This is a genomic window from Rhizobium sp. TH135, from assembly GCF_002855515.1.
Lineage (GTDB): Bacteria > Pseudomonadota > Alphaproteobacteria > Rhizobiales > Rhizobiaceae > Allorhizobium.
Genome location: NZ_PKRP01000002.1, coordinates 362,289 through 383,593, shown reverse-complemented (window position 1 = coordinate 383,593; position 21,305 = coordinate 362,289). Strand labels below are relative to the sequence as shown.

The following is a 21,305-nucleotide window of genomic DNA, read 5'->3' as shown; positions in this document are numbered from 1 at the left end:
CTCTGTTGTGGCTGTGGTGGTTACCGGTCGAGTTCGACCAGATGGTCTCTTATGCCGGCCGTGATGGTCGACAATTCATGTTCTGCCAGGCGCAAGCGTGCGGCACCCGCGTTCTCGATCGCCTGGGTGGGGTCGCGCGCACCGCACAGCGAGAAGGTGATGCCAGGCTGGGCGAGCGTCCAGGCGATGACGACCTGGGCTACCGATGCTTTGTGCTGATCCGCGATCGGGTCGATCACCGTCATCAATCTCGCGACCTTCTCCCGGTTGCTGAAGCTGAAGCGCGGATTGCCATGCCGCTGGTCGTCATCCGCAAAGACACGGTCCGGACCGATCTTGCCTGAGAGCAGGCCAAGCGCCAGCGACGAATAGCTGAGAATGGAAACCCCGTTGTCGATGCAGGTCGGAACGAAGCTCGTCTCGATATCGCGCTTCACCATGGAGTATTCCTCCTGGATCGCGTCGAGCGCACCGGTTGCGAGATAGGCGGCCAGATCTGCCTCAGACACATTGCTCGCGCCGATCGAGCGGATCTTGCCCTCGTCCTTGAGGCGGAGCAGTTCTCCGACCGTCTCGGCAATCGGCGTCGTCGTATCCTGCCAGTGGGTGACATAGTGGTCGATGTAATCAGTGTCCAAACGGCGCAGGCTTTGTTCGACTTCGTAGCGGATGGAGGACGGCCCCAGGTAGCGGTGAACCGGTTTGCCGGCCTGCTCGAAGAAGTAAGTCCCCTCTCCCACATGCCAGACGAGACCGCATTTGGAGACAAGCACGACCTTGTCGCGCTGGCCTGCAATCGCCTTGCCGACGATCGTTTCAGCCAGCCCCATCCCATAGGCGGGTGCCGTATCGATCAGCGAGACGCCGGCATCCACCGAGGCTCTGATGGCGTCGATCGATTGCTGCTCGTCGGTGCCGCCCCACATCCAGCCGCCGATCGCCCAGGTGCCGAGCCCGACGGCCGATGCCTCAATGCCGCTTCGGCCGATGGGCCGGGTCAATATTCCTTTGTCCGTCACCGGATCATCCTTCCCCATGTGTATCGAGTGCCCGGGCGATTTCTTCGTCCACCACGAGCGAGGTCAAAAACCGCCCGGCAAGGGTCGCGGCCACCGGGCCCGCCTTCAGGCTGCCAGCCGCCACGCCGATGATGGTCGGGCAGTTGGCAAGGTCTGCCGGGTCGAGTGCGACGACCCGCGAATTGAGATCGATCTCGGCGAGCGAACCGTCCGCCTTGATCAGATGTGCCAGAAATTCTCCGGCAATGCCCGCATCGATCAGCGCCTGGCCACCCCGTGCCGGATCCGGCAGAAGGTCGTAGTAGCCGGAGCCCGGTGCCTGCACGGACCCGATACCAACAAGGGCCACTGTCGCCTGCCGGGCGAGATCGAAGACTTCCCGGATCGAGGCGACATTCATCAGGAGGTCGCGCTGCTGCCCGTCCTCGGCAAACAGGGGGGCGTGGATGAGTTGCGCCGTGCCACCCAGCTTGTCGGCTAGTTGCGTCGCCAGATGATTGACATCGGTATAATGCTTGCCCTGCACCCCGCCGGTGAGCGGCACGACCCGGACATGGAAACGACGCTCGGCCTCGAGGTTTTCAACGACGGCACTCACCGCCTTGCCGCCGGTGATGGCGATGACATCGCCATCCCGAAGCGTTTCGAGGAGATGGTTGGCCGCGACCCGTCCGACCATCTGCAGCGTCGTCTCCGGATTGTCGGAGACGGTGGGCGTGACCACCGACTGCTTCAGGCCGAAGCGCTGGGTCACGTCGTTTTCCATATCGACCAGCCGCTGAAAGGGGCTGGAGATGCTGATCTTGACCATGCCCGCCTTGCGGCCAGCGGCGATCATGCGGTTCACCTTCGTATGCGAGAGGTTGAGCTTCTCGGCGATCTCCGACTGCTTCACTCCCTCGATGAAATGCAGGACGAGGACCGAATACATCTGGCGCTGCTGATCGAATTCATCCCTGTTATCCACCATGACGCGTCGTCTCCTCTTGCTCTCGGGTGCTCAGCGGCGACGCTTGACCAGGTAGTGGTCGAACAACACTGCGGTGAGCAGAATGCTACCTTTGATGATGTCCTGCCAGTAAACGGATACGTTGAGCAAGGAGAGCGAGCTGGAAACCACCGAAAGCAGGACCGCGCCGAGGATGGCACCGAAGATCGTGCCGGCACCGCCCGATAGGCTAGCGCCACCGATGACGGCCGCCGCGATCACGTTCAACTCCATGCCGACGCCGAAGCTGGGCTGGGCGGAGCCGAAGCGGGCCATGTAGATGACGCCGGCCACACCGCAGAGCGCAGAGCAAAGCGTGGTGGTGGCGAAGACGACGCGGCCGACGCGGATGCCGGAATAGGCGGCCGCCTTGGGATTGCTTCCGGTATAGAAGACCTTGCGGAAGGCCGTGGTCCGGCGCAGCAGGAAGTCGAAAGATACTACGACGACCACGAAGATGATGATGACGAGCGGGATGCCGTAAACAACGCCCTGGCCGATGAACTTGAACTCGGGCGGCAGGGAAAAAAGCCCGAGCGGTCGACCACCCGTCGCCAGCAGGCAGACGCCGCGGGCAATCACCATGACGCCGAGCGAAACGATGAAATGGTGCAGGCCGACCACGGTGGTCAGAAAGCCCATGAACATGCCGATGCAAGTTGTGACCGCGATGGCAAAGGCGGCGGCGGCCCAGGGATCGATCCCGTTCAGGAACAGCCAGCCGGCGACCACCATGGCGAGCGCCGTGACGGAGCCGACCGATAGGTCGATGCCGCCCGAGATCAACAGGATCGTCATTCCCACGACCACGATGCTCTCCACCGCAAAGGCCATGGCCATGGCGCGGAGATTGTCGACCGTCAGGAAGTAAGGCGAGATGAAAGACATCACCGTGAACAGCGTCAGGATGATCACGATCAGGCCCGTCTCGCGTGCCTTGATTGCGGGTGTCCACCACTGAACCCGGCGCTCGGCGGCCGAGCCTGCGTGCTGCTGTGTGTCGATCGTTACCATTTGTCCCACTCCCTCATGCTTTGCCCTGGGACGCGGTAACGTCCACGGGCGAAGTATCGCCCTGGGTCAACTGACTGCTGATCGATGCAAGCTGCATGATCCGTTCTTCGGTCATCTCGGCACCTGTGACCTCACCCGTGATGCGCCCCTCGCGCACCACCAGGACCCGGTCGCTCACCCCTATCAGTTCGGGGAGCTCGGAGGAGATGACGATGACACCGACGCCCTCATTGGCGAGATCCCGGATCTGACGGTGTATCTCCGCCTTGGCGCCGACATCGACACCCCGTGTCGGTTCGTCGAGGAAGACCACCTCAGGCTCGACCGACAACATCTTGGCGAGCGCAACCTTCTGCTGGTTGCCGCCGCTGAGCGTATTGACGGCGTCGCCCACCCCATTGGAGCGCAGCTTCAGACGCGTCCCGTAGTGCTCCGCACGCGCGGTTTCCTGTCGGCGGCTGATCAGACCGAAGGGATTGGCCACGCGTTTCAGATCAAGCGCCGAGACGTTGCTGGCGATGGACATGTTGAGAAACAGGCCGTCGCCCTTGCGATCCTCGGAGACATAGACCAGCCCCTCGCGGATGCTGTCGCGATAGTCTCGGAGAGAAAGTTTCCGGCCCTTAAGCACAACCTCGCCTTCAGCCTTGCCTTCCAGCCGGCAGATGGCGCGTACGATCTCGCTGCGTCCTGCCCCGATCAGGCCGGCCAGGCCGAGGATCTCGCCCTTGCGTAAGTCGAAGCTGACGTTGGAGACCCTGCGCCCCTCGGTCAGATTGCGCACCGAGAGGATGGCACCATCCGACTTGGCGTCCGGGGCCTGCTTGGGCGGATAGAGCTTGTCGAGCACGCGCCCGACCATGCTGTTCACCACATCTTCCGGGGTGATCGCCGCGACCTCCGCCGTCTTGATGTGGCAACCGTCGCGCATGATGGTGATCCGGTCGCAATGCTGGAAGATCTCCGCCATGCGGTGGGAAATGTAGATGATCGCGATGCCGCGATCGGCGAGGCGACGCATGATCTTGAACAGCGTCTGCGCTTCGGTTTCGGTCAGGGCCGCCGTCGGCTCGTCGAGGATCAGAATACGGCAGTCGAGCGTCAGCGCCTTGGCGATCTCGACGATCTGCTGCTGCGATATCGAGAGATCGCCGGCACGGCGCCTCGGATCGATATCGCCGATTTCCTTGAGGATCTCACCGGCGCGGACGACCAGTGCGCGATAATCCATCAAAAGCGTGCGGCTGCGGCCCGTTTCGGCCATGAACATATTTTCGGCGACAGAGATCTCCGGGCAGAGGGCGATTTCCTGGTGGACGAAGCCAATGCCGAGCCGATTGGCGGCATTCGGCGAAGCGATGCGAACGGGGGCACCGTCGAGACGGATCTCGCCGCGGTCGGGCTGCAGGATGCCGTCGATGATATGCATCAGCGTCGACTTGCCCGCACCGTTTTCGCCGGCCAGCGCATGGATCTCGCCCCGGCGCAGTTCCAGTTGGGCGCCACGCAGGGCCTGGACCGGTCCGAACGACTTGTGCACATCCGTCATGCTGAGGACGACCTCGGCCATGACATCCCTCCCCTTCCATCACTTCGACTTCCCCGGCGCCGCGAGACGCGCCGCCGGGGTCATGCAGGTCGGCGCTCAGCGCCCCTTCATGTATTCGTTGAGATCGAAGGATGCGGCGTTCGCCTTGGTGATGACGGCAAAGCCATTGTCCATCGACGGCACCTGCATCGGGTTGAAACCCGAGACCTTGTAGTCGTTGAACGGATCGATGAGTTCCGGATGGGCGCCGAGGAAGGTGTTCATGAAGCCCATGAAGCCCTGGATGCCCTGGTTCGGATTGACCGACATGTGGATGTTGCCCTGCTTGATGTGTTCGAGCGTGGTGGGCGTGATGTCGGCGTGCAGGATCAGGACCTTCTTCTTGGCTTCGAGCACGGCCGCAACCGCACCTTCGGCAGAGCCGGCTTCAGGGATCCAGAGCGCGCCGAGGTTCGGATTGGCCTGCAGCATGGCGGCGACCGCCTGATAGGCCGCGTTGGAATCCTGGTTCGTCGCCTGGCGACCGACCAGCTTCATGTCCGGATGGGTGCGTTCCATGTAGTCGATGAGCGCGGTCACACGCAGATCGTGGTTGCTCTGGCCCGGGTTTTCGAGAACCGCATATTCGCCCTTGCCGCCCAGCGCCTTGACGATCTCTTCGGCCGCAAACTTCGCCTCGGCGACGTTGTCGGAGGTGATGTAGGCCGTGCGCTTGGACTTCGGCGAGTCTGCCGCAAAGGTCGTGACCGAGATGCCGGAGTCGATGGCCCGGTTGATCGGCTCGATGAACGGATCTGACTGCATCGGATGCAGCAGGATGCCCTTCGGCTTCTTCACGACTTCCTGTTCGAAAGACGCGATCTGCTTGGTGATGTCGTATTCCGGCGTGCCGGTGAAGGCAGCCTCGCAGCCGAGTGCCTTGGCGGCCTGCTTGAAGCCTTCGAAGACCGGAACCCAATAGGGATGGCCGGAGACCATCACGTTCATGACATAGGTTTCACCCGGCTCGCAGGCAAACTTTCCTTCCGCATAGGCCGGCAGAACGGACCCGGCAATGGCGGCGGCGGCAACCAGGCCGATGGCGGTGGCGGCCTTCAAAGACTTCAGCATTTTCCCCTCCCAGAGATCAAAGACAAGCGCAATAAAATTCAACTGTCAGAATTTATTGCGTGACGTGATCTCTAATGCACGCCGGTCCTCGCGTCAATCATGTCTGCATAATATTTTTACAGCTGAAATTTTTTTCACTCAAGGGCAGCGCAACGGAGAGATCGCACGGGGACTACAGGCTTTTCGGAGGATCGATGGCATGCTCGGCACAGGGGAAAAGCGGCGCCGCGAGAGCGCAAGTCGAGCCGTGGGTGGCAGCTTCGCGGCTGACACCTCGAGCGGGCCTCGTGAATGGCTGTCGCCATTCAGGCTACTGGCTGGGGCTTCATCTGGCTGCAGGGTGCATCGTGAGCCATGGCAGGCATCTGACAGACGGACGGAACGTGGCGTTCAAGCATAATCGGCAAGCATCGCGGACAGTGGCAGGCGGACGCGCAGTTTCATGCCGAGAAATGCAAGGCCGGTAATCTTCCGCTGCAGAAACATCTTGTCGGGCGACGGCAGGGCCCAGAGTGCCCGGTCGGCGAAGAGTGGCACGGACCTTTCCCTGACGGCGACCAGCGGTCCCCTGTCGCCGAAATCGACAAGGCCTCCTGGACCCTTCAGGAGATGATCGAGCACGATAGAGGTCATATTGTCCAGCGTGCGCCCATGGCGATCAATCTGTGCCGTCGACAGGTATTGCATATCGACCAGCGCATCGCACACGGATTTGACGCTGCCGGCAAGCGTGGCCCGCAGCAGGACGCGGTAGGCTTCGGCGCTTTCGGCGGAAACGGGGCGCACGGCGCCGAAGTCGAGCAGGACGACACGCCTTTCCCCAGGCTGCCAGAGATAATTGGCAAAGTTCGGATCGGTCTGCATATGGCCGAAGGTGAAGAGTTCGCGCAGCGCCAGATCGGACATCGCCGTCATTGCCGCGTCGCGGTCTGCTTGCGGCGCCGACGCAAGGGTTTCGAGCGGAACGCCGTCGACGAAATCCATCGGTAGCACCGTCGGCCGCAAGAGTTCTTCGACCGGCGAAGGCACGACAAAACGTGGGTCGCCAGTAAGCAGTCCGCCGAACCTGCGCATTTCCTCGGCCTCCCGCAGGTAGTCCGCCTCCTCGCGCAATTGGCGCTTGGCTTCGGCCAGATGCGGCGCGATGTTGAGGCTGGCCGGCAGCAGACCCGACAGGCGCAGGAAGGTCGCCACGTTGTCGATGTCGGAATCAATGCTTCTGGCAACGCCTGGATATTGGACCTTGACGGCAACCTTGCGACCAGAGGCAAGCACTGCCCTATGCACCTGACCGATCGATGCTGCCGCGATCGGGGTCATCTCGAACTGGCTGAAATGGCGCCGCCAGTCCGGACCCCAGGCACTGGATAGTGCTGATGTAAGCTGGCCAGGTGGCATGAAATGCGCAGAGGCTCGAAGCTGCGAGAAGACGGACTGGAGCTCCGGCGGCAGAAACTCACCGGGCTCCAGCGACACCATCTGGCCGAGCTTCATGGCAGCGCCCCGCATGCGAGAGAGCTGGTCGGCCGCCTTCAGGGCATTCGACGGCGTCAGGAGAAGATCGCGAAGATGGGGCCTTTCGCCAGCCGCAAGGCGGCTCAAACCTTCCGCGACCATTCCCGAGGCGACGCCCCCGGCGATCTGCCCAAGTGCCGCCAACCGGCTCAATCGGCCCTGCGGGACCGGTCTGTAGCGATCACGGTCACTCATAGCGACGCCTGCAGGAGGGCTGGAATTTTCTCCTTGAGCCCGAAGAAGCCTTTTCGGCAATAAGGCCAGCTGCTGCGGTCCCAGTCCCGCAGGTATTCTGTAAGCACGATGCCGCGTTGGGCGAACTCTGCCTGAAGCGGCGCGATGGATGAAGCGACTGGTCCCACGGGCAGGAAAGCGGTCGCAATCTGCGTGCAGCCGCTCGACTTGGCCGTGTCCGGGAGGGCAGTGGTCGAAAGGTCCTGAGTAATTGCCGCCTCCGGCCATACCTCGGAGGCGCGTGCGAGGCCGTCGGCAAGGGCTATCCGGTCCCAGTCATTCCGGCCTTCTAGAGCCGCGATCACCTTCACAGGGAGCGCGCGGATCTGGTCGATCCGCTCGACGGACAGGTCTTCGGTTGTGAGCAGGAGCAGCGTCGCGGCTGAAGGGTCCGGCGCACGCATCTGTCGAATGGGTGTGGGTTGCGGCACGTCCAGGGTATCTGCGGGAATGCGGGCCGTGCGGGCGAGATCCTTCGGCGCAAAGCGGCCATCGGTCATCGACCTGATCCGCTCGGCATCCGCCAGATAGGCCTTGCCGGCGGTATGAAGGCCGGCGACCCAGCGCCAGGACAAAGTGTTCGATGCCGGATCGGCGTCGATCAAACGGTCGAACATGAGGGCGGCGCCGAGTTCCCAGGGCAGGCCGAGGGTGAAGATCCAGATCGAGGCAAACTGCATGCGCGCCCAGTTGTGCAGGTAGCCGGTTTGCTCCAGCTCGTCGGCCCAGGCGTCGAAACAGTCTATTCCGGTGCGACCCTCCACCGCCGCTGCGTAGCGCTTCCGGACATCGTTCAACGTCTCCAGGCGCACTTGTGCGCGGTCGAGCGCTTTGCCGTAATCCTCCCAGAGGGAAGGCCTCTGCTCCAGCCAACCTTTCCAGTAGGTGCGCCAGAACACCTCGCTGACGAACTTTTCGGCCGGGACCAGGCCATGCCGCTCAAGCACAGCGTCGACGACCTCCCGTTCGCTGACCAAACGCCTGCGCAGCGCGGCAGACAGCTGCGATACATGCACATGGCCGCCCTGCCCGTTTTCCTTGTTGCGCAACCGCGCATAAGCCCCGGCCGCAGCCGGCAGGAAGGCATCGAGACGGCGCAAGGCCGCGTCGCGGGTCAGGGGAATTCCGGTATCTGCCATGCTGGCTCCAAGCTCTTTCAATGCCGATGGCAGACGCTTCTGCGGTCCGGAGATGGAGCGACTTGCCTGCCACATCCTCTACGGATGTCGGAGGCAGACGGACTTTGGGGTGGAGAAAGATCTGGAGCGAGAGAGACCTCTAGCAGGCTTTTGCTTCTGATCTTATGGGGGCCATCTGCCTGTCGCTCTCGACCAGGTCTGCGACCATCGTCCAGAGATGATACAGCGAGCTCGCCGGGATCGTGCCGGCGGTCGGCTTATTCGCGAGATCCAGGCAGTCATGCCAGCAGCCGTCGGGGGCATCGGCCATGTATGTGGCGAGCATAGCAGAGGCCACGTCGGCCGCCTGAGCCAGATAAATCCCAAGCCCGAGACGCTCGTGGAGCGCCAGGAATGCCTTCAGCATCTCAACCTGCGGCCAGAGCCGACGCGACGGGCTGACTGGTCTTGATGCGGAAACGGCATCGACCAGGAAGAGCGAGTCATTCGTTCGTCCGATCGTGAGCGCGGTGGACAGCAGGTCCAGACAGATCGCGGTGTGGTCAGTGTGCGCGAGGGTGTCGTGGCGCTTGGTCAACCACACCCATTCGCACATATGACCGGGTTCCAGTCGGTCGGATCCATATTGCTCGGCGAGTTCCCAACGAGGGCCGAAGAATTCGTGCAAGGGGCCCTTTGGTCCTACGAGGAAATGCGAGCGCAGCAGGGCAAACGCCTTGCTCTCCGCCCGCATATGCGTCGAGGTCCGATTGTTTTCGCAGAGTGCCAGCGTGGCTTCGAGGTAATGCATGTGCGGGTTCTGCCGGCGTGGCAGGGTGCCGTCGCTGTCTTCGGCCCAGCCGCCGAAGGCATCCTTCAACGTCCGGTCGATGGCGATCACCATCTGGTCGATCTGATGGCGATAAAGGTCCTTGCCGGTCGCTGTCAGCAGCCAGGAGAGGGCGAGAAGGACGCAGGCATTGTCGTAGAGGTCCCGAACGGGATCGGTCACTGTCTTTGTGCGGCGGTCGAAGGCGCGCGCATAGCCGCTACGCTTGCCCCCGACCCAGGCGACACGGTGGAGATTGGCGAAAGCACGCTCTGCCATGGCAAGCGACCCGGACGGGGCAACGCCAAGATGGGCGGCATGCGCGTGCACATAGATCTGCCGTGCCACCGTACGTGTTCGCACCCCACCTGATCTCTGGGGCGATCCGTCGAGCTCGAGATGCTCGACGAACTGTCCGCAGCTGTCGTCGAAACCGGACTTAGCCCAGGTCGGGAGGATCTCTTCCAAGAAGTAGGATTTGAGCAAAGCGAGGGTCATGGCCCGGAGCCTTTCGGACCAAGCCCCTCGCCGCTCACGATGTCGCGCCAATCGGGCGCATAGTCTCCAGAAGCCGGCTGATCTTGATCGTGGTGAAATTGGAATAGGTGTCGGAGACGGCATAAGGCAGGGCGATCAGATCGCCATGGCGCATGGCACCGCAGGAGTAGACGACGTTCGGGACATAGCCTTCCCGCTCCGTCGGTTCCGGCTGCAGCAGGGGTTCGACCGTGCGCGACAGGATGATGCTCGGGTCGTTCTTGTCGAGCAGCGTCACGCCGATCGCGTAGCGCCGCATCGGTCCCACGCCGTGGGTGAACAGAAGCCACCCCTCGTCGATTTCGACCGGTGAACCGCAATTGCCGATCTGGACGAACTGCCAGGCGAATTCCGGCTTCATCAGCAGCCGTCCTTCGTCCCAATGATGCAGATCATCCGAATAGAGCAGGAACAGGTTCTCGCTGTCTTGCCTGGCAATCATCGCGTAGTGCCCGTCGATCTTCCGGGGAAAGAGCGCCATGCCCTTGTTGCGGGCGGCCGGACCATGGAGCGGCGTCAGGGTGAAGTTGAGGAAATCCGTGGTCTCGAGAAGCTCCGAGCGGATCGAGGAGCCGCTATAGGCGGTGTAGGTCGCGAAGTAGATCGTCTTGCCATCGTCATCGAAGGCCACAAAACGGGCATCCTCGATGCCGTTGGATTGCGCCTCGGTGACCGGGAAGATGACCCGCTCGCTGAGTTCGCTTTCGCTCTTGAAGGCAAGCCCGATGCAGCCGGCGGGCGCCAGGCCATCGCTTGCGTGGATATCGGGCAGGCCAGCCAGCCGCGTCGGGGCATCTATGGTCACCGCCCCCTTCGGATCGATAACACCGGAGCGGAAGGTCAGGGACGAGATATGCCCCTCGCCGACAGCCCTCAGACTGATGATCACCCGCGTGCTGCCATCCGGAATGCCGGATTGATCCGGGTGAGGCACGATGCTCGGGTTGAACAGGGCAGCTGACTCAAACGAATATTCGTTCATGAAATAGGCGCCGACCAGTTGCCGCTCCTGCTGGCTGAACTGCTGGTGGTGCTGGAAGGCATCTTCCATGGCATCGGCCCGCAGCTCGAACTGGCGCAGCAGATTGCGATGCCGGCCGTCGAAATTGGCAAGGATATCGCGCAGCTGGTTTGCCGTGGCCGTCGGGTCGAGAGACAGCACGCGGTCGACGATTTCGTTGGCCCTCGTCTTGTCACGCGGATTGAGATGCCGCGGCTCGGTCGACGGTTTGAAAGGGCGAACGATGACCCGCGTGGGATCAGGCTTCAAATAGAGGGCCTGCCGATTGAGAAGGCTTGAATGGGGCAAGGAAGATCCTTCGGAGTTCTGGGCATGGGAGGGTCGGGTCAGGACAATTGCCTGACGCCGATCCTCGGAAGCACGGGGCGCAGCATCTGGTTGGCGCGGCCGATCTCGATGCAGGAGATCAGGTAGCAGAGGACGGATTCCGCCCCCCGGTTTTCGTTGGGACGATCGGCATGCAGCCCATCCCGGCAACTGCCCGTCTCGGGATCGACGAGCGAGATGCCGTGGTCATTGCTGCCGGTGAACCAGTCGAAGGCCTTGTTGGCAGCCTCGATCCAGGTCTTGTCGGAGGTCGCCTCATAGGCAGCGAGACAGGCTGACACGGTGGCCGTCGCCTCGACCGGCTGCTGATCGAACAGTTTCGGTGCCTGCCCGATCTCGAAGAAGCCCTCCGTGCCGACAGCGCGGAACTGGCCTGCCTCCCCCGTCTGCTGGGTCATGAGCCATTGCAGCGTCGCCACACCGGTCTCGACGAAGGCGGAAACCTTGGTCGCCTCACCCGTGATGATCAGGGCCTGGCTCAGGCGGGCATTTTCATAGGACAGCCCCTCCTCGAACCAGCGGCGCTCGCCTTTCGACACCCGGCGTTCCAGGTCCATCAGGTTTTCCGCGTGCCGGACGCGCAGCATGCGGGCGTGGGCATCTTGCGGGTTGGCGGTGCAGTAGTCGTTGAGGCCGAGCAGGGTGAAGGCCCAGGCGCGCGGGGAGCGGAAATCGAGCGTGGCGGTCATGGCCCGCGCGAAGAGGGCACTCGCCCAGCGACGACGAGGTGCATCGGTGTCCGAGAGCGTGCAGGCTCCGAGCGCCCAAAGCGTGCGTCCGTGACTGTCCTCGGATCCCTCGTCTTCGAGCCAGCGGCGATCGAAGCTCATGAAGTTGCGGAAACGGCCGGTATCCGGATTGAAGGCATGTTCGACGAAGGAGGCAAAGGATGCCGTCATCCGGTCCGCTATGCCAGTCTCGCCAACTGCGGACAGCAGCGAAGACAGAAGTAGTGCCCGCGCATTGTCGTCGACGCAGTAGCCGTGGGATCGGTCCGGGACCGAGAACACAGCATGCTGGAAGATGCCCGTATCGTCGCACATCGTGTGCAGATGGCCGAGTTTCAGGGCCGTCTGCTGTGGCGGACGCTTGATCCGCAAAGAGATCAGATCGCTGACCAGCTTCGGTCGATAGGCCGCGCGGGCTTTCGCCATGCTGTCGAGATAGAGTGTGGCAACATGCGACCAGATCATTGACCGGCCGGCGTCATAGGCATGCTTCCGCATCGCCGTCCTTGCAACATCATCACCAAGCAGGGAGGCAATTGCCTCGCCGGTGGCGGCTGCATCGCCGAAGGGCACGAGGATGCCTCGGCCATCCGCCAGCAGGTCGCATGCGTGCCAATAGGGCGTCGACACGACCGCACTGCCCATGCCGAAGCTATAGGCGAGCGTGCCCGAGGTCATCTGCGCCTCATCGAGATAAGGCGTGACGTAGACATCGCTCATGGCGATGAAGTCGAGAAGCGTCGGCAGGTCGACAAAACGATTGAGGAACTGGACGGCGTGATCGACGCCGAGCCGCTCGGTGCGTTGGCGCAGGCCGTCGCGATAGCTGTCGCCCTGCGTGCGCAGAAGGGTCGGATGCGTCGCGCCGAGCACGACATACACCGCGTCGGGGCTCTGCTTCAGGATCGCCGGCATGGCGTCGATGACCACCTCGATGCCCTTGTTCGGGGAGAGAAGGCCGAATGTCAGGATGACGGGGCGGCCGGCGTAACCGCGCTCGACCTTGGCAATCTCAGGATCGTGGAAGGGACGATCGGGAATGCCATGGGCAATGACATCGATCTTCTGGGGAGCGACGCCATAGATTTCCGTCAGCAGGGTGCGCCCCTTCTCGGCCATGACGACGACACGGCTGGAGTGGGCGGCGACCTTCTGCAAGACGCGGTGTTGCGAGGGTGTGGGTTCGGCGAGGATGGTGTGGCAGGTGGTGACAACAGGGATACGCAGATTGTCGAGGAGCGCGAGGATGAATTCGCCATCAGGGCCGCCGAAGATTCCGAACTCATGCTGGAGCGAAATGGCATCGAAGCGCCCTTCATTGAGCACGCGTGCGGCGGTCACGTAATCTTCGATCTCGTCTTCACGGATCTCGAAGATCACTTCCTCCGGATAGGCATAGCTCTGCTTGGGGTCGGTCACGGCGACGATGCTCGTGCGGATCGGCTCCGCCGCATCGGCCATTGCCTGGGAGAGATCGCTGGTGAATGTCGCGATCCCGCATTGGCGCGGAAGGGAATTGCCGATGAAGGCGATACGTGTCCGGTTTGTCATCTGCGTTCCCTTCAGAACTTGGTGGCGATATCTCGCCGATATTTGCCGGGGCGCAACGCGCGTCCAGATCGTGGATACATGCGCCTCGGCTCAGGGATCAGAGCGATCCGACGGCCTCGAGATCCCGCTCCAGGGCGACGCGTCCCTGGTGCAGTTCGGCATTCCACAGCCGGTATTGCGGGCTGTTCTGGTAAGCCGGCATGGGGGCTTCGATCGTGTAGGTGACGGCAGCAGCCGGCGAGAGGCCCTTGGTGGTAACGAGACGAACCATCTGTCCGACGGTAAAGCGATGAGAGGGCATGGGCGTTCTCCATTGGTGAGCAAAAGGTGAGTTCAGACGCGACGGTTACCGGCCTTCGGTGCGGGCCAGATGGCGAGATCAGTTTCTCCGGCTGGCCGGCTGCTTGTCTTTTTCGAGCGCTGCGTCGAGGTCGGAGGGATCGATATCGATCAAGCTCTTCTTCTTGCCGGTCACGACCTCGATCACGGTTGAGATCCGCCGATAGGCGAGCCAGGAGATGCCGGTGATCTGTTCTTCATCGTCCTGAACCTGGTAGTCGCCTGCTGGATAGGTTCCATCGAGGCCCGCCAGCGTGAAAGGGCCATCGAAATGCACCGTCCTGGTCTTCGTTCGGGTAAACATGCAAAGCTCCATTCTCTTGGTCGATCCAGGGGGCAAACGCTGGCGGATATCGCCGGGTCATCAGGACCTTCATGGTTTCGGCGTCTGAAAGGGCCGTTTCCTGTGCGCGAACAGGAGAATGCTGCAGACCTCGCGCGGATCGATCGGACGCCTGATCTTGACGACATTCCGCATGGATGCACGCGCGGCATCGAGGCTTGAGCGAACATCGGCCAGGACGACGATTTTAGAGTGTTTCTCCATCGTCGACCTCCAACGCGGAGGTCCGGGGTGTGCGCGCCTCAGAAGCACTGCCACCCTCGTTTTCCCACCGCGACAAGGCGATCTCCTGTGACGGACCACCCGGCCTGTTCGGTAAGGAGAAGCCAATCCGCATGGTCCTGCGCTCGCCAATCCGGGCAGCCGGTGCCTGTTCAGCCAAATCGTCCGCGCCTTGCTCGACCTCCTGACTGGAAGCCGCGTGGGTGGACCGCTTGCGAAGCGCCGACAGGATGCGCGGATCGGTGATCGAGCCGACAGACCTCGAACTCAGCCGGACTACCATGACGAAGCGAAGAACCGTCCTTCAGGACGTTCGCCGGTCTCCGTCTTCATGATTGGCAACACGATTTCCAAATGCATGGACGTCTCCTCAGCCCGAAGGCACGGGTATGCGTGACCTGCCTGAAATCAGTTTGCGATGCGAAGGGACGAACCTACCGCACCCGCGTCCAGTTCGATCATCGATCGGTTGTTCTGCTTGTACATCGCCTGCGCGATCGCGATGATCTTGGTGCGATACCGATCAAAGGCCATCAGGTAGCCCTGCTCATGCAGTCTCGGCGCCGGAGCAGCCTGATCGAGCAGTTCGACGGGAAACAGAAACAGGATCTGGTTCAATCCGTCGTGACCGATAAACCGGATGACACCGCGGCGCTCGTCATAGCTTCTGGTCGGGTTGTTAAAGGACAGCGTCATGATTAGATCTCCACAGACTTGGATTGATACCGTGTTGTCGAGACACTTGTTGCCCAGGCGCTGAGCGCAGCAATTAGACGGTCGGGCTCCCGAATTCCCTTCTGATAAAGCTCCATGACATGGCGTGCGGCGATCCGGTCAAGCTCAGCCATGGGCTCTTCAAACTGAAAACCCGTTTGTCGCAGCACATCTCTGATGATGCTGACGTCCGCATTGTCGATGGACTGCTTGATGTCGTCGGAAGACATGTCGTCCTCCTTTGTTGGGGCTCGGGTGAGTGCCGCCCGGAAAATGACAACGCCCTTACAATGGCTGTCATTGCACTCAATATGGCGTCTAAATCAAAAATTGCAAGGACAGCAACCTTCGTTCAAAAGGTGTAACCGCGATCACCCTTGTTTTGTTCCGCTTATAAATGACGACAGTCCGATTCAGGTCGGAACTATCGAATTCTATGCCTTCGGCGCCTGCGTTTGCTGCTGGGTGAACAGCGACCAGGCGGAAATGAAGAGCGCTGCAATCAAGGGGCCGATGACGAAACCACTGATGCCGAACAGCGAGATCCCGCCAACGGTCGATATGAGGACCACATAGTCCGGAAGCCTTGCCCCTTGCCCCACCAGTGGCGGGCGAAGCAGGTTGTCGACCAGGCCGATAACGAGGGAGCCGATCACCACCATGATGATGCCCTTGATCCATGCGCCGACAAGGAAAAGCCAGATCGCAGCGGGGATCCAGACGATCGCGGCGCCGACGGCCGGCAGCATCGACAGGAAGGTCATGACCACACCCCACAAGAGTGCAGCCTCGATCCCGAGCGCCCAGAAGCTGATCCCGCCGATGGTCCCCTGGATGATCGCGATAATGACATTGCCACGGACGGTCGCACGCACCACGGCGGCAAACTTGTCGAGGAACTGCCGCGTGTAGTCGTCGCTCAGCGGGATGGAATGGCGCATCATCCGTCCCAAAGAGGCGCCGTCGCGAAACAGGAAGAACAAGAGATAAAGCATCAGGCCCATGCTGATGAAGAACTGAAGCGTGTTCTGCCCGAAGCTTAACACACCGCCTGCGATCGACTGCCCCGCCTCCATGACGCCGGAGGAGAGCTTTGCCCAGAGCTCGGAGAAGCCGCCGAGCTTCAACGAGTTCAGCCAATCGTCGACGAATGTTGGAAGCACCGACTGAAGGCGCAGGAGATGCGCATTAAGGTCTATCTCATTGCTGCTGACGCGCTGATAGAGGCTGGTCCCCTCCTGGACGAGCGAAGCCAAGAGGGCGAGTGCCGGCAGGATGACGAGGCATATGCAAAGAAGGACCGTCAGCAATGCCGCGATGGTGCTTCGGCCGCCGAGAAAGCGCTCCAGGCGCTTGTGCAGCGGGAAAAACAGGATCGCCAGAATAACGGCCCAGAGCACGGCCGTGTAATAGGGAACGAGAAGCCACAGGAAAGCGACCGTCACGACGACAAGCAGCACATAGAAGCTCGCTCTCTGGATGGACATGGCGGCACGTTCCTTCTGTCAGTGCTCGCAAGAGCATCTGGAATTCATCGAGGCTCAGTGGTCGCCCGGCTCACGCGCTGCGTAACCCGTCACGCAATCTCTTCCGTCACGACCTCGAAATGGGTGAGTGTAGCAGGGCCGAATGCGGTCGAGAGGGCGACATCGGTGGCATCGCGACCTCTCGCCATCAGGATGCGCCCGATGCGGGGCTTGTTGTGCCGCGCGTCGACAGTCCACCAGCGGCCGCCGAGATAGACCTCGCACCAGGCGCTGAAATCCATGGGGTGCGGATCCCTGGGCACGCCGATATCGCCGAGGTATCCGGTGCAGTAGCGGGCGGGGATGTTCAGGCAGCGGCAAAGCGTGATGGTGAGATGCGCGAAATCGCGGCAAACACCCGTCCGCTCGGTAAAGCCGCCATAGGCCGTTCGCATCGGGTCAGCCCTGTCATAGTCGAAAACGAGATGGCCGTGGACGAAGTCCAAGATGGCTTTCACCCGCGGCCAGCCCAAAGGCGTCTCGGCAAACTGCTGCCAGGCGAAATCGGCCAAGCGGTCGGTGTCGCAATAGCGGCTGCCCAGCAGGAAGACCAAGACATGATCGGGCAAGTCCTGGATCGGGAGTTGCACGGCCTGTTCGGGCAGAAACTCCGGCAATCCGCTATCGCTCACCTCGAAATTGGCCGAGATCACCGTCCGGCCGGGCGGCGCCACGATCCGGCTGCAGGCATTGCCATAGGCATCGAGATAGTCGCGATGGGAAATCGGGCGGCTAAAGGAGAGGTTTTGTTCGGTAAAGAGATCCCGTTCTCGCGATGGGTGAATTTTCAGGACGAGCAGCATCGGCGTCTCGTTCTGGCATTCATATTCGATATGAAACCCTGCGCGGATCCTCATGATACCGCCTTTCTGCAATAGCTGGCCGGACTCAAGGGACGCAACGATCCGCAGGCGCTGGCGTTCCGTTCGATCGCTGCGCTGATCCCAGACCTTGCCGTTTCGGCCTCCTCAGAGACCATAGTACAGATAGATTGCATAACACGACGCGAAACCCACGATGATGTTCATCGGCAGTCCGATCTTGACGAAGTCGCTGAAGCGGTAGTTGCCCGCACCATAGACAAGCGTGTTTGTCTGATAGCCGATCGGCGTTGCAAAGCTGGCACTTGCACCAAACATCACGGCCACGACCAGTGCCCGCGGTTCGACACCCAGTTGCTGTCCGAGGCTGATGACGATGGGCGTCAGAATGACGGCAACCGCATTGTTGGTCACGCATTCCGTCAGCGTCGAGGCAAGCACATAGACGAGAAGCAAGACGGCAAAGGGCGACACCGTCGACATGATCGGCATGGCCGCATCGACCACGAGAGTGACCGCACCTGTCTCCTGCAGACCCTGGCCGATGACCAGCATCGCGAAGATGAGGATCAGGATCCCACCCTCGATCGAACCCCAGGCTTCATCCGCATCGATGCAGCGCAGGATGAGGATGGCCGGGACAGCGATCATCGCAAGGATCGCAATGTCCATGACGTTGAAGGCTGCAAGTACAACAACAAGCCCCAGCGCCAGAAGCGCAAGCGGCGCCTTGGTCGGACGGAAGGCACGCGCCGTCGAGCGGGTGACGGATACCAGATCGCTTTCGTGTGACAGTTCGTCGAGCGCTTCGGCAGTCCCCTCGAGCAGCAATTTGTCTGCGGGGCGCAAACGGACATTGCCGAGATCGGGTCCCGGAACATGCCGGTGACGATGGGCACCCAGGATGCGGACGCCAAAGCGGCGGCCAAGGGACAGACTGGAGAGGAGCGTACCGTAGCTGAAGCGGCCGGGTGCCACGACGGCTTCCACGACAACCTTCTCGCCGTCGCCCGCCGTTCCTCGCCGTTGCCCGACCCGCAACCCTTCGAGGTTGTTCAAGGTGAGCAGCTCGGGGGACTTGGCAAGCACAATCAGCGCGTCACCTTTCTTGAGTTTAAGGGACGGCACGTCCTTGCGAACAACATTGCCCTCAGATCGCAGACCGACGATCCGCAGACCGGGCTGCTTGAATTCCGCGATCTCACCGATGGTTTTTTCGGTGAAGGGACCATCGGTCATCACGGTCAGTTCCGAGAGGTATTCGGCATCATCCTGGCTGGCCAGTTCGCTGCCCTCTTCGCGCCGATCCGGCAGAAGGAACTTGCCCAGGACCAGCATTGTGAGGATGCCCGTCCCGGCCGCAGCGAGACCGACCGGCGTGATCTCGAAAATCGAGAACGGCTCCATGCCCTGGCTGCGCGCGACGCCATCGACCAGCAGGCTGGTGGAAGTGCCGAGCAAGGTCAATGTGCCACCCAGGATCGCTGCATAGGATACGGGGATCAGGAGGCGCGTGGCGGCGATGTCGAGCGCTGCGGCAAGCCGGATCACGATCGGGATCAGCACCAGGACCACCGGCGTATTGTTCATGAAGGCGGAGGCTGCGAGTGCCGTCAACAGGAAGACGGCGAGCGCCAGCTTCGGATAGGTCTTGGCCCGTTCGAGAACGATGCCTGCGACGCTTTCCAGCACCCCTGTGCGGACCAGTGCGCCCGTCAGGACGAACATGGCCGCGATGGTCAGCGGTGCAGAATTGGAGAAGACCGCCATCGCCTTGTCGGTCGGCACGAAACCGAGCACGATGAACAGCGCCGCACCGGCCGAGGCTGTCACTTCGGCCGGATATTTCTCCCAAACGAACATCGCAAAGAGCAAGACCACCAGCCCAAGCGCAACCTGAGCCTCATAGCCCGCGAAGTACGTCATCATCATTTATGTAAAGCCCCCGAATAATCACGTTGCTAAACGCGCAGCCCCGATGCTGGCTCCACGGGTCGGAAAAAATATCGGAGACCGGCGCTAGGCGCCGCGTTCAGCGGTAGCGCTGCATGAACCGGCTATCGATGCGGTGCTTCCAAAGGGCCACGCAACGACCGAGGATCGCGAAGCCCCATTTGTCGGCAATGGCCCGTCCGTCGGCGAGCGAGATCAGGACCAGCCAGAAGGTTTGCGGACGATAGGGCGCGAGGCTTTTATCCACGAGGCTCCGATGGATGTTCTCGGCCAGCACCGGTCCCTGACGCACGGCGAAAACGCCGGCCTTCGGACGGGGGCTCGGCAGGGATGCAACGTCGCCAGCCGCGAAGATCTGCGGATGGGATAGGGATCTCAATGTCTCGTCGACGCGGATGAAACCCTTTTCGTCGAGTTGGAGGCCCGTCTCGCGCAGGAAGGCGGGCGCGCCGCTCGACGTCGTCCAGACGACCTCGTCCACCGAGAGCCGCCGTCCGTCCCGCGACACGAGCTCGCCGTCGCGAAAAGCCACGACATCGAAAGCCGGATGGTGAGCGATGCCTGTTTTGCGCATTTCGCGTTCGAGCAGTCGCCGCGACCAGCGGCTACGCTCCGGAACCGGCTCTGCGGCACGCCCGACGAGGGAAACACCGATACCGCGTCCCTGCAACCGGCGTTTCAGCGCAAAGGCCACCTCCACACCCGCCACCCCCTGCCCGACCACCGCCAGTGTCGAGAGCCGTCCCTCTCTCGCCAGCGCATCGAGCCGCGCAAGCCGATCGGCAAATCTCGCGATCGGCTTCACGGAGATGCCGGTCGATATACCCTCGGGCAGTGATGGGGTGGAGCCGATATCGATCGAGAGCAGGCCGTATCCGAGGCTTTCGCCGCTCGCGAGCGAGACCACGCGGCGTTCCGGGTCGATGCCAGTTGCGGAGGTTTCGAGGAAGGTAACGCCAGCGCTTTTGCATAGGGCGGCCAGATCGATGTGGAAGTCGTCGAAACTGTATTCCCCCGAGATGTGGCCCGGCAGCATGCCGGAATACGGTGCATGGCGAGAGGGTGAAACCAGCGTGATCTGCGCGCCGAAGCCGAGCTCGCCCAGCCGGCGCACCACTTCGACATGGGCGTGGCCACCGCCGAGAAGGACGACTGGGCCTGTCCGTGCACTCGTCTCAGCCATCCGAGGTTTCCTTGATGCCGATCCGATGAACAGGACCGCTCGCAGCCTCGGCATCGGCTTCGTCATGGGTGACGAGAATGACCGGTAGGCCGGCGGTCCTTGCGCGCTCGAACACCAAGGCGCGCATCTGGGCACGCAGCTCCATGTCGAGTTTGGAGAAGGGCTCGTCGAGCAGCAGCAATCGGGGCCGCGAGACGAGAACGCGGGCTAGCGCCACCCGCGCCTTCTGTCCGCCGGAAAGCGTGGCCGGGTCGCGGTCGGCAAAACCTGTGAGGTCCATGTCGGCCAGAATGTCTGCCGCGATCTGCCGGCGCTGGCGGCGATCCGCGACATCTGCCGGAATGGCGAAAGCAACATTCGCCCCGACCGACATATGCGGGAAGAGCAGCGGGTCCTGAAAGAGGATCCCGGCCCGGCGCGCTTCTGGTGCCAGCGACAGCAGATCGACGCCGTCGACGGAGACGGCGCCCTTCGCGTGGAACGCCGGATCGAGGAACCCACCGACATAAGACAGCAAGGTGGATTTGCCGGATCCCGATGGTCCCATGACGGTGAAGACCGAACCGGAAGGCACGTCTGCTGTGAGCTCGATCAGGCTGACATCGCCGAGGCGGATCAGGATATTCGCAAGTGAAAGGCCGGGGGTGGGCTGTCGCTGGAGCAT

Annotated in this window: 19 protein-coding genes; all 19 read right to left on the bottom strand. The window is 62.0% G+C overall.

From position 1 onward, the window contains the following. Window positions 1–20: 20 nt before the first annotated feature. The 19 genes from C0V73_RS06875 to C0V73_RS06780 all read right to left on the bottom strand — a co-directional run bounded on the left by C0V73_RS06875 (window position 21) and on the right by C0V73_RS06780 (window position 21,305). On the bottom strand, window positions 21–1,019 hold the full coding sequence (locus C0V73_RS06875) for an aldo/keto reductase (RefSeq protein ID WP_102019622.1): 999 nt from the start codon (window positions 1,017–1,019) through the stop codon (window positions 21–23). Between the two features lie 4 nt (window positions 1,020–1,023). Further along, window positions 1,024–1,989, bottom strand: a complete 966-nt coding sequence (locus C0V73_RS06870; protein WP_172450084.1) for a sugar-binding transcriptional regulator — start codon at window positions 1,987–1,989, stop codon at window positions 1,024–1,026. Window positions 1,990–2,019: 30 nt separating this feature from the next. Next, a complete protein-coding gene (locus C0V73_RS06865) occupies window positions 2,020–3,021 on the bottom strand; it encodes an ABC transporter permease (RefSeq protein WP_102019257.1) in 1,002 nt (333 codons plus the stop codon). 13 nt (window positions 3,022–3,034) lie between these two features. After that, window positions 3,035–4,591, bottom strand: a complete 1,557-nt coding sequence (locus C0V73_RS06860) for a sugar ABC transporter ATP-binding protein (protein ID WP_102019256.1) — start codon at window positions 4,589–4,591, stop codon at window positions 3,035–3,037. Window positions 4,592–4,666: 75 nt separating this feature from the next. Next, window positions 4,667–5,680 carry a substrate-binding domain-containing protein gene (locus C0V73_RS06855; protein ID WP_102019255.1) on the bottom strand — a complete coding sequence of 338 codons (1,014 nt, stop codon included), beginning with the start codon at window positions 5,678–5,680 and terminating at the stop codon, window positions 4,667–4,669. A gap of 390 nt (window positions 5,681–6,070) precedes the next feature. Next, on the bottom strand, window positions 6,071–7,390 hold the full coding sequence (locus C0V73_RS06850) for an AarF/ABC1/UbiB kinase family protein (RefSeq protein ID WP_102019254.1): 1,320 nt from the start codon (window positions 7,388–7,390) through the stop codon (window positions 6,071–6,073). Continuing rightward, window positions 7,387–8,568: an FAD-binding domain-containing protein gene (locus C0V73_RS06845; RefSeq protein WP_102019253.1), complete on the bottom strand. Its 1,182-nt coding sequence runs from the start codon at window positions 8,566–8,568 to the stop codon at window positions 7,387–7,389. The genes C0V73_RS06850 and C0V73_RS06845 overlap by 4 nt, the downstream gene beginning before the upstream one ends. Window positions 8,569–8,707: 139 nt before the next feature. Continuing rightward, window positions 8,708–9,874 carry an AGE family epimerase/isomerase gene (locus C0V73_RS06840; protein ID WP_102019252.1) on the bottom strand — a complete coding sequence of 389 codons (1,167 nt, stop codon included), beginning with the start codon at window positions 9,872–9,874 and terminating at the stop codon, window positions 8,708–8,710. A 34-nt stretch (window positions 9,875–9,908) separates the two neighbouring features. Beyond that, entirely contained in the window at window positions 9,909–11,222 is a 1,314-nt protein-coding gene (locus C0V73_RS06835; protein WP_102019251.1) for a glycoside hydrolase family 130 protein, read from the bottom strand. Window positions 11,223–11,260: 38 nt separating this feature from the next. Beyond that, the gene (locus tag C0V73_RS06830) at window positions 11,261–13,540 is read right to left on the bottom strand and encodes a glycosyltransferase family 4 protein (RefSeq protein ID WP_102019250.1); all 2,280 of its coding nucleotides are present in this window, start codon (window positions 13,538–13,540) and stop codon (window positions 11,261–11,263) included. Window positions 13,541–13,637: 97 nt separating this feature from the next. Continuing rightward, on the bottom strand, window positions 13,638–13,841 hold the full coding sequence (locus tag C0V73_RS06825) for a hypothetical protein (RefSeq protein ID WP_102019249.1): 204 nt from the start codon (window positions 13,839–13,841) through the stop codon (window positions 13,638–13,640). 78 nt (window positions 13,842–13,919) lie between these two features. Further along, window positions 13,920–14,183 carry a hypothetical protein gene (locus C0V73_RS06820; RefSeq protein WP_102019248.1) on the bottom strand — a complete coding sequence of 88 codons (264 nt, stop codon included), beginning with the start codon at window positions 14,181–14,183 and terminating at the stop codon, window positions 13,920–13,922. Window positions 14,184–14,852: 669 nt separating this feature from the next. Beyond that, window positions 14,853–15,140 carry a DUF1488 family protein gene (locus C0V73_RS06810; RefSeq protein WP_102019246.1) on the bottom strand — a complete coding sequence of 96 codons (288 nt, stop codon included), beginning with the start codon at window positions 15,138–15,140 and terminating at the stop codon, window positions 14,853–14,855. A 2-nt stretch (window positions 15,141–15,142) separates the two neighbouring features. Next, window positions 15,143–15,388 carry a hypothetical protein gene (locus C0V73_RS06805; protein ID WP_102019245.1) on the bottom strand — a complete coding sequence of 82 codons (246 nt, stop codon included), beginning with the start codon at window positions 15,386–15,388 and terminating at the stop codon, window positions 15,143–15,145. A 204-nt stretch (window positions 15,389–15,592) separates the two neighbouring features. After that, entirely contained in the window at window positions 15,593–16,645 is a 1,053-nt protein-coding gene (locus tag C0V73_RS06800) for an AI-2E family transporter (RefSeq protein WP_102019244.1), read from the bottom strand. An 89-nt stretch (window positions 16,646–16,734) separates the two neighbouring features. Then, window positions 16,735–17,541, bottom strand: a complete 807-nt coding sequence (locus tag C0V73_RS06795) for a transglutaminase family protein (protein ID WP_102019243.1) — start codon at window positions 17,539–17,541, stop codon at window positions 16,735–16,737. Window positions 17,542–17,652: 111 nt separating this feature from the next. Beyond that, the gene (locus C0V73_RS06790; protein ID WP_348627172.1) at window positions 17,653–19,437 is read right to left on the bottom strand and encodes an SLC13 family permease; all 1,785 of its coding nucleotides are present in this window, start codon (window positions 19,435–19,437) and stop codon (window positions 17,653–17,655) included. A 100-nt stretch (window positions 19,438–19,537) separates the two neighbouring features. Then, window positions 19,538–20,641, bottom strand: coding sequence for an FAD-dependent oxidoreductase (locus C0V73_RS06785; RefSeq protein WP_102019242.1), 1,104 nt, complete (start codon window positions 20,639–20,641; stop codon window positions 19,538–19,540). Then, on the bottom strand, window positions 20,634–21,305 hold the full coding sequence (locus C0V73_RS06780) for an ATP-binding cassette domain-containing protein (protein ID WP_102019241.1): 672 nt from the start codon (window positions 21,303–21,305) through the stop codon (window positions 20,634–20,636). Before C0V73_RS06780 ends, C0V73_RS06785 begins: the two co-directional genes overlap by 8 nt.

Bases quoted from the DNA above. Each gene is read 5' to 3' on its own strand.
- C0V73_RS06785 (WP_102019242.1), bottom strand. From the start codon at position 20,641: ATGGCTGAGACGAGTGCACGGACAGGCCCAGTCGTCCTTCTCGGCGGT.
- C0V73_RS06780 (WP_102019241.1), bottom strand. From the start codon at position 21,305: ATGCTCCAGCGACAGCCCACCCCCGGCCTTTCACTTGCGAATATCCTG.
- C0V73_RS06845 (WP_102019253.1), bottom strand. From the start codon at position 8,568: ATGGCAGATACCGGAATTCCCCTGACCCGCGACGCGGCCTTGCGCCGT.
- C0V73_RS06790 (WP_348627172.1), bottom strand. From the start codon at position 19,437: ATGATGATGACGTACTTCGCGGGCTATGAGGCTCAGGTTGCGCTTGGG.
- C0V73_RS06860 (WP_102019256.1), bottom strand. From the start codon at position 4,591: ATGGCCGAGGTCGTCCTCAGCATGACGGATGTGCACAAGTCGTTCGGA.
- C0V73_RS06800 (WP_102019244.1), bottom strand. From the start codon at position 16,645: ATGTCCATCCAGAGAGCGAGCTTCTATGTGCTGCTTGTCGTCGTGACG.
- C0V73_RS06850 (WP_102019254.1), bottom strand. From the start codon at position 7,390: ATGAGTGACCGTGATCGCTACAGACCGGTCCCGCAGGGCCGATTGAGC.
- C0V73_RS06855 (WP_102019255.1), bottom strand. From the start codon at position 5,680: ATGCTGAAGTCTTTGAAGGCCGCCACCGCCATCGGCCTGGTTGCCGCC.
- C0V73_RS06865 (WP_102019257.1), bottom strand. From the start codon at position 3,021: ATGGTAACGATCGACACACAGCAGCACGCAGGCTCGGCCGCCGAGCGC.
- C0V73_RS06870 (WP_172450084.1), bottom strand. From the start codon at position 1,989: ATGGTGGATAACAGGGATGAATTCGATCAGCAGCGCCAGATGTATTCG.
- C0V73_RS06840 (WP_102019252.1), bottom strand. From the start codon at position 9,874: ATGACCCTCGCTTTGCTCAAATCCTACTTCTTGGAAGAGATCCTCCCG.
- C0V73_RS06805 (WP_102019245.1), bottom strand. From the start codon at position 15,388: ATGTCTTCCGACGACATCAAGCAGTCCATCGACAATGCGGACGTCAGC.
- C0V73_RS06810 (WP_102019246.1), bottom strand. From the start codon at position 15,140: ATGACGCTGTCCTTTAACAACCCGACCAGAAGCTATGACGAGCGCCGC.
- C0V73_RS06830 (WP_102019250.1), bottom strand. From the start codon at position 13,540: ATGACAAACCGGACACGTATCGCCTTCATCGGCAATTCCCTTCCGCGC.
- C0V73_RS06825 (WP_102019249.1), bottom strand. From the start codon at position 13,841: ATGCCCTCTCATCGCTTTACCGTCGGACAGATGGTTCGTCTCGTTACC.
- C0V73_RS06795 (WP_102019243.1), bottom strand. From the start codon at position 17,541: ATGAGGATCCGCGCAGGGTTTCATATCGAATATGAATGCCAGAACGAG.
- C0V73_RS06820 (WP_102019248.1), bottom strand. From the start codon at position 14,183: ATGTTTACCCGAACGAAGACCAGGACGGTGCATTTCGATGGCCCTTTC.